This window comes from Pseudomonas kurunegalensis (genome assembly GCF_030291635.1).
Taxonomy (GTDB): Bacteria; Pseudomonadota; Gammaproteobacteria; order Pseudomonadales; family Pseudomonadaceae; genus Aquipseudomonas; species Aquipseudomonas monteilii.
The window spans coordinates 3,735,639-3,747,522 of sequence record NZ_CP127871.1; the positions used below are offsets into that span (position 1 = coordinate 3,735,639).

Sequence of the window (11,884 nt, forward strand, 5' to 3'; positions counted from 1 at the left end):
AGAGAGTAGCAAGTCGGGGAACAAAAAACCCGGCTTTTTGGGCCGGGCCTTTGATATTTTCGCCAGAGGCGAAATTATGACGATGGCGAAATAGTGCCAAAACACTCCTCAAACTGTCAAGCGGCTATTTCCTGTGCCTCGTCATTGCGCTCACGGAGCCTATCCACCACCCGTGCAACAGGCTTGAGGGCCTGCTTGTCGAGCTTGTCGACCTGGGCGCAGAGCGCATCCCACACCTCTTGCCAATCCCTGGCCCAGTTCTGCGGGTTCATTTTCTCGCCGGTGCGATCCTCGACGAACATGCACACCGCCCCTGGACCCATCGCCTCGCCGCCGTGCACGAGGATTTTGTGCGATTGGAGCGCAGCCATGGCCATCCAGTAGGCTCGTTGCTTCTTGCGGTCTGTGAGCGCTTCCAGACCACTCCCAAGCCATACCAGGCCATGGGAGATGCTGAGGTCGTTCCCGCTGGCCACTGGCGAGTACAGGAAGTGCCCTAGGTGACGCAGCGACTTCGCCAGGGAGTCGATCGCCTGAAGTACCAGGCCGGCGGTCAGCATGTGCGCGCAGCGGTCGTTGGTGAGACGGCGCCCGGGGCGAGTTTCCTGCACCCCCTCCTTGCGAACCTCATACACCTTGCACACCTCTTGCCCGTCGTGATTCTCCAGCATGACCATGATCTTCACGTCGGCGGAGCCACCCTTCTTGCCCAGGGCCGCCTGCTCAGCCGCAACTGCCAGGGCGGATGCGCGGTTCTCGTGCAGTGCGTCGTGCCAGACTTGGCGGGCGCTGATTACTTTCATGGTCGTTCTCCCTGGATGCGATTGTTCTTCTTCAGCAGAAATTCTTCGTAGCAACGCTTACGGCGCACTGCGCCAGCCCAGGACAACGCCACACCACCGACCACCATGAGGGTGGCCAAAATCAGGAATCCCCATGCTGGTGTCATGCTGCTGCCCTCCTTAGGTCTTTCAGTTTTTGCCTGTACAGGGCCTTGATGGCCTGCAGGTCTTCGATGGTCAGGCGCTGGGGCTTATGAGGCCCTTCGAGCCAATCCACCTTGTCGGCGCCGATGCGCTTCACCAGACGGATTCGGTACTCGACGGCATTCCCCGACAGGTTCCGGTTGCACTTGACGCACTGGCGGTGGACGTTCAGCGGCTCGAAACGCAGCTCCGGGCAGGCGCCCACAGATCGGTAATGTCCGGCGTCCCAGCGACTACCGGTGATGAGGTCGTGGTCGCTCGGCAACGAGTCGCAGCTGATGCACGGCAGGCCGGCGTCGCGTTCTCGGATGTAGGCGTTGAACGCGGTCTGCGCTTCAGCCATATGCTCGCGGCGAGTCTTCAGCTTCTCCCGGCGCTCCTTGAGGTCTTCCCGGGCCTGCCGGGTGATGGCCTTGGCCGCCACCTTCTGCGCCTTCGAATCCTTCGACATGGCCAGCGCGCAGGCGATGCTGCACACCTTCTGCGTAGTCATGGCCGGCTTGAAGCGCTGACCGCAGCCTGGCGCCTTGCACTTCTTCGGCTTGATCTCGGCTACGCGCATTTATCAACCTCCTTGGCTTTCTGCTGCTCAGGCTCAAAGTCGCCGCGCAGGGGCATCAGGTTCATGCTGTGCTTGATCGCAAGGCAATCCCTGAAACTGCACAGCCAACCGCCCACCCTGGCAGCTGGCCTGAATTGATATTTCTTACCCGTAGTGGGCGACACCACCACCTCGCCTGGCTGGACGTACCGGATGAGTTCGGCTGTTTCACCTAAATGACCGCCTGCAATCACCAGCGCGAGATCGCCCGGCTTGAATTGATGGCTCATGCCGCCTCCTCCCCGAGCAAATCGCTGAACACCACGCCACGGGCAGAGAAGTCAGCTACCACCCGCTCGGTGTAGGCGATGCCCTGTGCGCGATTGAACAGGCTGGTCACCGGCATGCCGTCCGGGCCGAACAGCTTGCAGTCGCCCATCATGTCCAGCTTCTCCTCGTAGGAGAGGTGGCGCATCACGCGGTACCAGGCCGCCTGGAAATCCTGATCCTCGTTCAGAAGGATCTGCACGCCGTGGTGCAGCTTGCAGTACTTGCGGGCCTCCGATGCGTCGCCGATCTGGGTCATCTCGGAGATTCGCTTGTAGAACGCGAACCACAGGGCGTTCTGGTCCAGGGTACGGTCCTTGCCCGGGCGCATAGTGACCACGACGAACTTCTTGTCGCGGAACAGGCGGGTGAGCATGGTCACAGCCTCGGAGAGCTTGGCCTGGCTGTTGACGCTGATGCGGTCAGTCATGGCTCGCCTCCTTGGCCATGGCCGCGTCGATGTTTTCATCCATCACCTCAAGCGAGGTCCAGGCCTTCACCTGGCGCTGCTCCTGCCATGGTTTGCGTAGCCACCGATACCGCTCGGCATCCTTGCGCAGCGCCTCGATCTCAGCCTTGAGATCTTCAATGATCTGCTCATAGCGCTCCTGCCCGGACTTGTAGTCTTCGTTCTCTGCCTTGAGCTGGTCGCGCTCTCGATTGGCGTTGATCAGCTGCGCTGATAGGCAATCGCACTCGGCTCGCCACTCGCCGGTTATGTCGTGCACGTCGCCGGTGTCACCGCAGGTCCAGCAGAATGGTCCGTGGTGCCAGACCTCAAGCTCTTGCTCAAGCTCTCGCTCTTTTTTGCTGCGACTGGTCGCCAACCGCTCGATCTCCGCGATAAGGGCCAGGACAACTGAAGGGTTTGCGGCAGCCATGAACTCAGCGTTCGCGATCTGCTCACCCTGGACCATCCAGTCGGCACCGGTTGCCATTGCGATCTGTTGGCGCCCCGCGCCGTTTGCGAACTGAATCACCGGCCCAGCCTGAATCACGCCGAAACGCTCGTGACTCCATTCGCCTTGGGTTGCAGCCTCTGCCAGCGCCTTCAGCTCGCGCATCTTGTTGGTGTCCATCAGTGTTTCTCCTGCATGGCTTTGCCGATCTCGGCGGCGACATCAACGATTGCGCGGCGGGTGGCTGCTGGGTCGCTCGGCGGCATAACGCTCCGAGACGCCTCGACAAAATCGCTGCAGCTATCCACGCGGTACGACTTCCACACTCGACAAGGGTGAATCGGCATCTCCAGCTCAAGCGCCAGGCGCAGCGCATCGCCGTCATCCTGGAGCGGATTCCAGTACTCGCACTCGACCTCGTCGTAGATCGCCCCATCCAACCCGTGGCGCTCGATCATCCCGGGGAACTGGCACCAGGTGCCGTTGATTCCGACTGCCTTCGCCGCCAGTTCCAGCAATTCGCGATCTGTCAGGCTCATACCCCCTCCCTGGCCGGCTGCCCGGCGCGCTTGATGTTCAACTTGGCCAGCAGGTGAGCGCGGCACGCGGCAGCGCCGGATGGGATCTGCTGAATCTCCAGCAGGCGGGCCTGCTTCTGGTTGGCGTACTCGTCGGCCAGCTGGGCGGCGCTCTTCTGGCTGTCGTGGCCGATGCCGGTGGCGATGTCGCCAAGAGACTCGCCGGCGACCAGCATGCGGATGGTGATGTCGTAGGCCCGGGCGAATATCTTCTCGGCGCGTTCGGGCTCCATGTGACCCAGGTTGTGCGCCTCGCACTGCAGGGCTGCGTGGCGCACCGCTGCGTGCGTCCAAACGCGTGACCCTGCCCTGCTGGGATGGAAATTCTCCAGCGCCTCTGCCAGGGCCCGCGCAAGCGGCGGAATGCCCATCTCTTCAGGCGTCGGCTGGCACAGCCTGATGAACTTGCCGCTGCTCGGGGCGAAATCGGTGCCCAGCACCCGGCACTTCTGGATGCCGAAGCGGATCTGCTCCAGCGTGTTGATGCCCGCGGCGACGAACGACTTGATCCAGCTGCGCTTGGCAGCCTTCAGGGCCTCATCATCCGGCCAGGCCTGCTTCCACGCTGGGAAGATGGCTTGGAGCTCCTTGAACAGGGCGTTGACCACTTCGGTGGTGCCAGGGTCGAGCTGCTTGGCCGGGGCAGCATGCACCTCGGTCGGCACGTTCTTGGTCGCAGCCATGATCTGCGTCACGCTGCGCAGTTTCGGTTGTGCGCTCATAAGGCCCCCAGGTCGTTTGCCCATGTGGTGTCGTTGAAGTCGGGGCCGTTGCGGACAGTGCGGCCATGCTGGGCACCAGGCAGAACCTTCTCCGGGAACAGGCCGGTCCAGCCGTTGCTGATGGACTGGTTGATCACGGCGTCAGGCGCATGGTGGCCGGCCAGAGTCTTGGCTTGGCGGTCACAGGTGGTCTTGGTCAGGCGCTTGCCGATCTCGCGGCGGTGCTGGCACCAGTCGGCCCATACGGATAGAGTGACGTTGGTCGGGCAGGCAGTCAGAGGGTCGAACTTCGAAGCCTTGCGCGAAGCGGCCGAGGACGCCTTGGCGGCCGCGCGCTCACCCTCATTTGTACTGTTGCTCTTTGTATTACTCTCCTCCGCCTTTTCCGAATAGGGGTCACCGCCTTTTCCGAATAGGGTCGCCGTGTTTTCCGAATAGGTATTCGACTTTCCGAATAGGTTCGAAAGGCGCACCCGGCGCTCTACAACCTGGCGACCGTCGCGGATCAGCTCGACCCGCAAAAGGCCCTTGGCCGAGAGAGCGCTGATGATCTCGGACACGCGGGAGCTCGACAGCCCGAAGAATCTGGCAAAGTGGCTGTTGCTGGCATAGCAGCCGCGCACAGGGTCTTGCAGGCTACCGATTTCAACCATCATCACCTTCTCGGTGATCGACAGGGAGTGATCAAGCCAGACCTCGGCAGGGATCCAGACGCCCTTGAATTGACGTGGAATGTCGGTCATTGGCCATGCTCCTGCGCCATGCACGCAAGAAGCTCGGCGTCGTCATACATCGCCTTATCGACGGCCTGGTCAGCAGCAGCGTACTGAAGCCAGAAATGGCGGCCGTCGGTGATCCCTACCGCCCGTGCTGAGTTGTTGTAGGGGAAGTCGCGCATGTAGCGATAACGCTTGGCATCAATGCGTAATGCGCCATGTTCGGAATTGAGGCCATCCCCAGTGTCGTCGAGCGCGGTTATAAGATCGCGCACCTTCTGAGCCGAAGCTTCGAGAACTGCGTCACGTGTGAGTGCACCGTCCTCAATCAGCAGCACGAGATCCTTCGCGGCCTCCATCAAGTCGCAGTACAGGGAATAGTCACCGATACCAGCCGCAGTAACGCGGCCACCAGCCAGCGCCATGCCCAGGTGAATCGGCTCGGCAGTATCTTCTACAACAATGGTCACGTATTTCATGGGCGCCCCTTCCTGACCATCTCGACCAGTTCAGGGAAGCGATCCGCGTACCAGTGAGGCTGCGTCTCGCGAGGCGATTGCGGGCTGGTCAGGTTCTTGCCGTAGCGAAGGCCCTTGTCGGTGATAGCCCAGAAAGTGACCGTCTCCTGCTTGGAGTTCTTGCGCTGCATGACCTTGAGCAGGCCGGCCTGCTGCAGGGCCTTGTTGAACGATGCCGGCGACATGCGGACGCCGTTATCCTTGAGCAAGGCAGTCAGCGCCTTGGTTGGCATCGAGCTTCCCCCTGCTGCATCTGGCGGCGCATCCACGGCATAGCTGGGCAGGAACTTCGGATCGAGTCCGTTGTTCTCGGCGATCTTGGCCAGCATCTGCATCTGGCACGATGCGGCAGGCTTCAGCAGACGCGTGAAACACTCCATGATTGCGATCTCGCCGATCACCTTGGTGCCATTGGCCATGACGGCCTGGCGGGCCTCGGATTGGCCCTCCAGCTCTCGCCAGCGGCGGATAACCTTCATGCGCAAGGCCGGGCTATACCCGGTCAGCAGGCAATCCGTGTGCTCGCGATCGAGCAAGTACTGAACCTGCTCGCGGTTCTGCCCGTCCAGGTAGATGTGCTCAAAACTGAGCGCATCTTCTTTCAGGTCCGCGAGCATGGCTGTGATGTCGCGCTTCACATTGTTGTGACGCTTGCCGGTCAGGCTTGCGATCTCACGCGACGACATCGTGCGCGCCACGAAATCGTGGTTCGCATTTTGTGGCGCGAGGGCCACGGTATTGCTTTGGATGGTCTGGTGCATATATGATGACCTCACACAAGCGTTACGAATGCAGTTGAAAAAGCCGGGATCGCACCCCGGTTTTTTTGTGCCTGCGGTTTGGTATTGCGGTGCTGCATTGGGTGTCCGGCGCATCCGTGGTAGCTTTTTGCTTCCACACGAAAAGGTCCAAGGAGACCGGACATGGCTGAAAAATCTGTCGAGCAAATGGCTCGTGACACGCTCAACTCCCTAATTGCTGGCGGCTACTTCAAGACCGCCCTAGTGAATCTCACGTCAGAAGGCCTAACGCTGGATAAAGAAGCTTTGGCCGCCATTGAGGGCCAGTTGAGGAACTACTACTCAACTGGGATGTATGCCCCTATTCCGCCAGCGAACATTTCGCTCCGCCTGTGAAGTAGCGCGACATGAACACGAAGGCCGAGGCGAACGCTTCACCGTGAGCCCTGGCCTTCTCCTCATTAAGGTCGTCACGCAAGATGTAGCCGACCGATTCCTTCAGCGACTCAGCGCAGGCTCGCGCAAAGATCAGTTGGATTTCCTGCTGTAGTTCTTCTTGGGTCATGCCCTGCTCCTGCTAAGTTTTAGGGCCTCTTCAGGCCCGCCATGAGGGCCTCACCTATCCGGTAGAGGGTCTCTTCAGTCCCACCAGCTCCAGAACCGGCGCCTTTCGCCTGCCTACAAACACCGTTGCGCCGGACGTAATTGCTTCGAGCAAGACCTCGTTCACGGCCTCCTCGAACGTCCAGCCCCTAGCTTCCATTAGGCGGTGAATCTTGGCTCTGGTCTCTGGCGGCACGTTCTCTTCACAAAATTCCATCGTGCCCTCCTGAGGGCCTCTAGCCCGCGATATCCTTCAAGTCGTCAGGCATGAGGGCTTCGATGCCGCCATTCACAGCGGCCCACTCGAGCATCTCGAACAGGTAGGTCGCGTACTCGCGGCGAGCCTTGTGGGCAGCTCGCTGCAGTTGCCGATCAAGCAGCGGATAAAGCCGGACCTTCCTCGCCAGGTCTCGACGTTGTGTCAGTGGGTCTTTGAATCCCATAGGGGTACTGCTCCTTGCGGTTGGAATTGGTTATGCGGCTGACTTACGAGCAGGAATCGGGCGGATTTCGTTCGCCTCGATACGGCCGTCGTCATAGATGGTGATTCGGATATCCCGCTTGGCGCGGAACATCTGGGATACGGCGCTTTGCTGGATCCCCAGGGCCTTGGCGAGGTCGCTCTGGGTTCCTTGCTCGGCCAGGTAATCCTCAAGGGATACAGTCTTCATCTGGTCTGCCTCTTAGGGGTTTAGCCGGATATTAGCACTGCTGTTTTACAATATTCAAGGACAAAGAGTAGCAGTGCTGTTTGCTAAATAATCAGCTGTGCTACTAAATCACGCGCATGAAAAAACCGATCAGAACGCCTCTTTCTGCTGAGCAGCTTGCCGATGCCAAGCGTCTGCACGAGATCTACAAGCAGCGCGTGAAGGAATCACGGGATGACCCCTCGAAGCCAGCACTCACCCAGACTGAGGTTGGGGAGCGCTGCGAGTGGAAATCCCCGCAAAGTACCGTCAGCCAGTACATGACCGGCAAGGTTGCGCTGAACCTTGAGGCTCTTGTAAAGCTCTCCGAGGCTCTGGACTTCGAGCCCGCCAAGGTAAGCCCAACTCTGGCGGCAGGCATTAGGCGCGCATCGAGCCAGCCGCTACACACAACTGAGGCCGCTAACTCTCCCCTGCCCGAAGGGGCAGATGAAGACGAGCTAGACGGCCGGTACGCCTACGTCCCTCAGTACGATGCCAAGGCAGCGGCAGGCCTGGGCAGCGAGAACCCGCACGTAGAAATCCGCTCAACCTTGGCGTTCAAGCGCGAATGGCTGAGGGTGAAGGGCGCCAAGCCAGATCAGCTGATCGTGATCTATGCCGAGGGCGAGAGCATGTGGCCGACCATCAATGATGGTGACGTGTTGTTGGTTGATCGGTCCCGCATCGAACCCGCTGACGGCCAGGTGTTTGTGCTTGCCGGGTCTGACGGCGCGATTGTGAAGCGCCTGGTGCAAGGGCCGCTCGGGCAGTGGGTGCTGCGCAGCGACAACGAGGACAAGGAAGAGCACCCAGACCGTTACCACCTGCGCAGCAATGGTAATGAGCACAGAATCATCGGGAAGGTTATCTGGCGAGGTGGCGATTTGTAGCAGGCCTTGCAGGCCTGGCTACCGATACCCCATAGATCAATCGTCTCCACCCACCTACAAACGAAGTCAAGGAAACGCAGGGATGCAGCAGGACGCATTTATCACTGAGGGCGCAGGGGCCTTCCCGTTTGAAATCCGTTATGAGGGTGGAGATGCGGAGGTTCACCGAATTGACATGGCAGCTCTTGCTGAATCGTTAGATGGATTCAGCCGGATTTACGCAGTAGTCGCGCATTTCGCAACAACTGGGCAATATGCCAAGCAAACCCAGGCCTTGAATGCGAAAGCTTATGCCCAGGAAACTCAAGCCAAATGCTTCAGTGTGGCTGGTGCTGTGGAATGGGCTACGACGAACGGCGTTTTCCAGGGCTTAGGTGGGGTTATCCTTACCTTGGTACTCAACCATGTCTATCAGAGCTGCAGTGGCGCCAAGGAAGAAATGAAGCATCTACGCGAACTGTTCGAAAAGCAGCTCGGTTTCAATCAGCAATATGTCGAAAGGCTTCTGAATACAATCGAGAAGCTGACGGACGCTATGCAGCCGTCCGCTCGTAAGTCTGTAGCCCCCATTGGCGACACGTGTGATCGCATAGATCTCTACTCGATGGCTGGAAAGCAGACGACTATCGGTCTTGCTGAAAAAGAGGCGATCATGGCCTCCGAGCCATCCCAGATCCTCCCGGCGAAGAAGTATTCCGTAATCATCAGCGAGATGGATCGCCTAAAGCGTACCTGCAAAGCTAGCTTCACGGAGCACGACACCGAGGAGCTCGTTGACGAGGATGGTTCGCCTAAACGCATCAGTTGCGACATCACCGATCCCGTGGCGAGCCTCGAGGATAACCCCTACCTGCAAGGTTTCATCAGTGGCAAGCCAATTAGCGTCGTAGCTAAGGCAATGCTGCGGAATGGCGTCATCGTCAAGCTATACATCTCTGACGTAGGCTAGAAACAACTGCGATCAGAAAGCCCGCCCCGTGCGGGCTTTTTTGTGGGCGGAAGAAAAATATCAGCACTGCTGTTGACTCCTAAATAACAGCAGTGCTACTTTTACTCCATCGAGGCGCTACACAGCCCCTCGACAGGCCCTCAAGCCGACCGCTCTTTAACATTGATGGGAACCTCGCGGATCGATCCCGGCAACGGTACAGCGCGAGCAATAAATTCGATCCCCATGCCAGCTCTGGAACTGGCCAGCTCAAAGCCATGTGGCGCGCTCCCTCACTGAAAGCGTCAAGCGGGCCAAGGGCTGAGCTGCAACGCTCCCTGCCGGGTAGCCCTAAGAACGGGCTGATGCACTGGCACAGCGGGCCACGCCGGGGAACCAGTGGAGGCTGCAGCAATCAAGCAATCGCCCAGGCCACCGTGGCGAGTAACGGAGCCAGCAGGATTTCCTTGATGCCCTTCTCGCGAGGGGTATCAGGGAAATCGCAAAGGATCATCAACATGAAAATCACTTCGCAGCAGAAAAAGTTCGGCCTACCGCTTTCGGGCTTTTTTATCTCCCTTGTCGCCTATCTGCTGTCCCTTGGCAGCATTTTGGCGATTCTTTGGGTAATTCCAATGGTTGCGACCGCTTGGGTTTTCGTCGCCTGCAACATCGACTCGATCCACAAGGCAATTACCGGCTGGCTAAATCGTGACGGCTGGAAGTAGCAGACGATTCCCCGGTGCGCCTCAAGCGGGGCGCATCAGGGGGAATTGAACTGAATCAACCGCCCTGGAGGGCAAGACGATGAACTGCACCTGCATCAGCGACGCTGTGAAGCTGGTGACCGACACGCTCGGCGAGGAGACGCCTGGGTCCGGACCCTTCTACATGCGCGCAGAGGGTCACAACTTGTCCCTGAACATCGAGACAGGTAAAGCGGAGCGGCGCTTCTGTGTTGAGGTCACCGGCCACTACATGGCGCCCAAGAAAGCCGGCGGCCTGAAGCGCGTGAATAAGACGGTCTCTGTGGTCGCCAATTACTGCCCGCTCTGCGGCAAAGCCTGCACCAACGATGACCGAGAAAAGACAACCAGCGCCACGTCCGCCTGACGTTAACTGCCCGATGCCCTGCTCCCCATCGCAGGCTGTATCGGGTTTTGATTTGGTGCGGACACGATCCCTGTAAGTCGTCGACATCGGCGCATTGATAGTCACCCGCTAAGCGCAGGCAGTTACCTGTACGGCCAGATCAAAACCCGATGCAGAGAAGCGCCCAGCTCAGGGCGCGGTTAACGAGGTACCTGTGGACGTCCCTTCCCTCGCTTCGGGGGTAAACGAATTGCGCCGCTGGATGGGTCCACGCCAAGCCAGCTGCCGGGGTAGCGCCCGGCCTCTGCATCCCCTTCCCTTCACATACGACCGCATTGGCGGGTGCCAGGCTGGCTTTTCACGCCCAGTTTGGTCACTGCGCCTGGCATCCGACCAATGCGGTTGGCTACCGAGGTTCACACGATGAACAGAGAAACAGGCGGACCCGCCTTCCCAACGCAGATCAACAACAGCGGAATCACGCCGATCAAGGGTTTCAACGGCGAAGAAATCAAGCCGCAAACCTTCAGCGCTTACCCGGGCATGAACCTGCGTGATTTCTTCGCCACGAAGGCCTTGCAGGGTTTGCTGTCATGGACTGGTGACGAAGCCAGCGGCAGCTACCACTCAAACAGCGACCCGGCTCATACCGCCAGCATGGCCTATGAGTACGCCGACGCCATGCTCGCCGCCCGGGTGAAGCCATGAGCGGCTGGATCAGGCTCATGGACAGGATTCCAGATCAGGGCCAGCGCGTCCTTGTCTACTCGCCTGATCTCAGGGTCATGTCCGCGCAGTACTTCATGCACGAACCTGGACTCCATGACGGCGACACTGGGTTCTGCGATGAGAGCGGAGACGACATTTTCCCTGTCACCCACTGGCAACCCCTCCCTTCCCCACCCACCGAGTAACCCACCACCTGGAGGCGATCATGGCTCACGAGCATGAGCTTTACGCAGACAGCGCACAGGGCCGCGAGCTTGATCGCCGGATCTCCGGTGATCACGACGTCCACTGGGCCGCAGGCATAACCCCCGAGCAGGCGGCTGCGAACAATCAAGCCTGGCTTGCGATCATCCGCCAGCAAGAAGAACACCGAAAAGCTACCAGCCGCCGGGTGATTGCCGCGGCACTCGACAAGATGGAAGCCAGGTGCGGCTCAGGTGCCGCCCGGAGGACTGCATGAACAGGAAAACGAGACAAGACGTAGTCGACTTCATCGAGTCGCGCTTTGAATGGGCGCGCGAGCGTTTCACCGCAGTCCTTCGGGCCGAGCTCGACACCGCGATAGACCTTGCGGGGCTTACTGGCGCAATCGATCTGACAGAGCAGCGGCGCTACAAGGAGCGCTTGAACCGCTTTGTAGTGGCTGATCACCAACAATGGCTTATCGCCAACAGGATGGCCTCATGACCACAGCACCGGTTAAATCCCTGATTGACGAACAGCTCGAGCAGATCGAGCGAAGCCTGGCGGTGATCAGCTTCGGCATACCCTTCAATGAAGCTGTTGGTCTTCCGCGTGAAACACCTGTGGCTAGCCTCAAGCGCAGCCTCGCCGTAACCATGAAGGGCCGGCGCATCGCCGTCCGCGTGCGGCCATGGCCGGCTACCAGCGCGCCCGTCGCTACGCCATGTGGCGCGGCAGCT

Annotated in this window: 23 protein-coding genes and 1 pseudogene; 10 read left to right on the forward strand and 14 right to left on the reverse strand. The window is 59.6% G+C overall.

The features are described from left to right. Window positions 1-116: 116 nt before the first annotated feature. The 11 genes from QQ992_RS16825 to QQ992_RS16875 are packed head-to-tail and all read right to left on the reverse strand — an operon-like array spanning window position 117 to window position 6,048. Window positions 117-803: a hypothetical protein gene (locus QQ992_RS16825; RefSeq protein WP_286110366.1), complete on the reverse strand. Its 687-nt coding sequence runs from the start codon at window positions 801-803 to the stop codon at window positions 117-119. After that, a complete protein-coding gene (locus QQ992_RS16830; RefSeq protein WP_286110367.1) occupies window positions 800-949 on the reverse strand; it encodes a hypothetical protein in 150 nt (49 codons plus the stop codon). Before QQ992_RS16830 ends, QQ992_RS16825 begins: the two co-directional genes overlap by 4 nt. Beyond that, complete coding sequence (locus QQ992_RS16835) at window positions 946-1,548, reverse strand: recombination protein NinG (RefSeq protein ID WP_286110368.1); 603 nt, start codon at window positions 1,546-1,548, stop codon at window positions 946-948. The genes QQ992_RS16830 and QQ992_RS16835 overlap by 4 nt, the downstream gene beginning before the upstream one ends. After that, window positions 1,539-1,817, reverse strand: coding sequence for a hypothetical protein (locus QQ992_RS16840; protein ID WP_286110369.1), 279 nt, complete (start codon window positions 1,815-1,817; stop codon window positions 1,539-1,541). The genes QQ992_RS16835 and QQ992_RS16840 overlap by 10 nt, the downstream gene beginning before the upstream one ends. Further along, window positions 1,814-2,284 (reverse strand): hypothetical protein, encoded by a 471-nt coding sequence (locus QQ992_RS16845; RefSeq protein ID WP_286110370.1) that lies wholly within the window; start codon window positions 2,282-2,284, stop codon window positions 1,814-1,816. The genes QQ992_RS16840 and QQ992_RS16845 overlap by 4 nt, the downstream gene beginning before the upstream one ends. Then, a complete protein-coding gene (locus QQ992_RS16850) occupies window positions 2,277-2,933 on the reverse strand; it encodes an ead/Ea22-like family protein (protein ID WP_286110371.1) in 657 nt (218 codons plus the stop codon). The genes QQ992_RS16845 and QQ992_RS16850 overlap by 8 nt, the downstream gene beginning before the upstream one ends. Beyond that, a complete protein-coding gene (locus tag QQ992_RS16855; protein WP_286110373.1) occupies window positions 2,933-3,292 on the reverse strand; it encodes a hypothetical protein in 360 nt (119 codons plus the stop codon). Before QQ992_RS16855 ends, QQ992_RS16850 begins: the two co-directional genes overlap by 1 nt. Next, window positions 3,289-4,053 (reverse strand): replication protein P, encoded by a 765-nt coding sequence (locus QQ992_RS16860; protein ID WP_286110374.1) that lies wholly within the window; start codon window positions 4,051-4,053, stop codon window positions 3,289-3,291. The genes QQ992_RS16855 and QQ992_RS16860 overlap by 4 nt, the downstream gene beginning before the upstream one ends. Beyond that, a complete protein-coding gene (locus QQ992_RS16865; RefSeq protein WP_286110375.1) occupies window positions 4,050-4,796 on the reverse strand; it encodes a phage replication initiator YdaU family protein in 747 nt (248 codons plus the stop codon). Before QQ992_RS16865 ends, QQ992_RS16860 begins: the two co-directional genes overlap by 4 nt. Beyond that, complete coding sequence (locus QQ992_RS16870) at window positions 4,793-5,248, reverse strand: hypothetical protein (RefSeq protein WP_286110376.1); 456 nt, start codon at window positions 5,246-5,248, stop codon at window positions 4,793-4,795. The genes QQ992_RS16865 and QQ992_RS16870 overlap by 4 nt, the downstream gene beginning before the upstream one ends. Continuing rightward, entirely contained in the window at window positions 5,245-6,048 is an 804-nt protein-coding gene (locus tag QQ992_RS16875; protein WP_433963085.1) for a Rha family transcriptional regulator, read from the reverse strand. Before QQ992_RS16875 ends, QQ992_RS16870 begins: the two co-directional genes overlap by 4 nt. A gap of 162 nt (window positions 6,049-6,210) precedes the next feature. Here QQ992_RS16875 and QQ992_RS16880 point away from each other — a divergent pair, with 162 nt between their 5' ends. Then, on the forward strand, window positions 6,211-6,423 hold the full coding sequence (locus QQ992_RS16880) for a hypothetical protein (RefSeq protein WP_286110377.1): 213 nt from the start codon (window positions 6,211-6,213) through the stop codon (window positions 6,421-6,423). Here the strand turns inward: QQ992_RS16880 and QQ992_RS16885 are convergent. The 3 genes from QQ992_RS16885 to QQ992_RS16895 all read right to left on the reverse strand — a co-directional run bounded on the left by QQ992_RS16885 (window position 6,389) and on the right by QQ992_RS16895 (window position 7,301). Then, window positions 6,389-6,592, reverse strand: coding sequence for a hypothetical protein (locus QQ992_RS16885; RefSeq protein WP_286110378.1), 204 nt, complete (start codon window positions 6,590-6,592; stop codon window positions 6,389-6,391). The two genes, QQ992_RS16880 and QQ992_RS16885, sit on opposite strands and share 35 nt — an antisense overlap. A 274-nt stretch (window positions 6,593-6,866) precedes the next feature. Beyond that, entirely contained in the window at window positions 6,867-7,073 is a 207-nt protein-coding gene (locus QQ992_RS16890) for a hypothetical protein (RefSeq protein ID WP_019751332.1), read from the reverse strand. 30 nt (window positions 7,074-7,103) lie between these two features. After that, window positions 7,104-7,301, reverse strand: coding sequence for a Cro/CI family transcriptional regulator (locus QQ992_RS16895; RefSeq protein WP_286110379.1), 198 nt, complete (start codon window positions 7,299-7,301; stop codon window positions 7,104-7,106). 116 nt (window positions 7,302-7,417) lie between these two features. On the opposite strand from QQ992_RS16895, the gene QQ992_RS16900 reads away from it, so the two are divergent. The 9 genes and pseudogenes from QQ992_RS16900 to QQ992_RS16935 form a co-directional block, all read left to right on the forward strand. Further along, window positions 7,418-8,212: a LexA family transcriptional regulator gene (locus QQ992_RS16900; protein ID WP_286110380.1), complete on the forward strand. Its 795-nt coding sequence runs from the start codon at window positions 7,418-7,420 to the stop codon at window positions 8,210-8,212. 82 nt (window positions 8,213-8,294) lie between these two features. Next, a complete protein-coding gene (locus QQ992_RS16905) occupies window positions 8,295-9,161 on the forward strand; it encodes a DUF7946 domain-containing protein (protein WP_286110381.1) in 867 nt (288 codons plus the stop codon). A 497-nt stretch (window positions 9,162-9,658) separates the two neighbouring features. After that, window positions 9,659-9,868, forward strand: a complete 210-nt coding sequence (locus QQ992_RS16910) for a hypothetical protein (RefSeq protein WP_286110382.1) — start codon at window positions 9,659-9,661, stop codon at window positions 9,866-9,868. Between the two features lie 79 nt (window positions 9,869-9,947). Continuing rightward, window positions 9,948-10,253, forward strand: coding sequence for a hypothetical protein (locus tag QQ992_RS16915; RefSeq protein ID WP_286110384.1), 306 nt, complete (start codon window positions 9,948-9,950; stop codon window positions 10,251-10,253). Between the two features lie 402 nt (window positions 10,254-10,655). After that, window positions 10,656-10,940: a hypothetical protein gene (locus tag QQ992_RS16920; RefSeq protein ID WP_286110385.1), complete on the forward strand. Its 285-nt coding sequence runs from the start codon at window positions 10,656-10,658 to the stop codon at window positions 10,938-10,940. Between the two features lie 17 nt (window positions 10,941-10,957). Next, the gene (locus QQ992_RS27980; RefSeq protein ID WP_433963120.1) at window positions 10,958-11,146 is read left to right on the forward strand and encodes a DUF551 domain-containing protein; all 189 of its coding nucleotides are present in this window, start codon (window positions 10,958-10,960) and stop codon (window positions 11,144-11,146) included. A gap of 20 nt (window positions 11,147-11,166) precedes the next feature. After that, complete coding sequence (locus QQ992_RS16925; RefSeq protein ID WP_286110386.1) at window positions 11,167-11,421, forward strand: hypothetical protein; 255 nt, start codon at window positions 11,167-11,169, stop codon at window positions 11,419-11,421. Beyond that, window positions 11,418-11,648, forward strand: coding sequence for a hypothetical protein (locus tag QQ992_RS16930; protein ID WP_286110387.1), 231 nt, complete (start codon window positions 11,418-11,420; stop codon window positions 11,646-11,648). The genes QQ992_RS16925 and QQ992_RS16930 overlap by 4 nt, the downstream gene beginning before the upstream one ends. Beyond that, window positions 11,645-11,836: pseudogene (locus QQ992_RS16935) on the forward strand (hypothetical protein); the annotation flags it as partial. The gene QQ992_RS16930 and the pseudogene QQ992_RS16935, both read left to right, overlap by 4 nt. Between the last annotated feature and the right edge of the window lie 48 nt (window positions 11,837-11,884).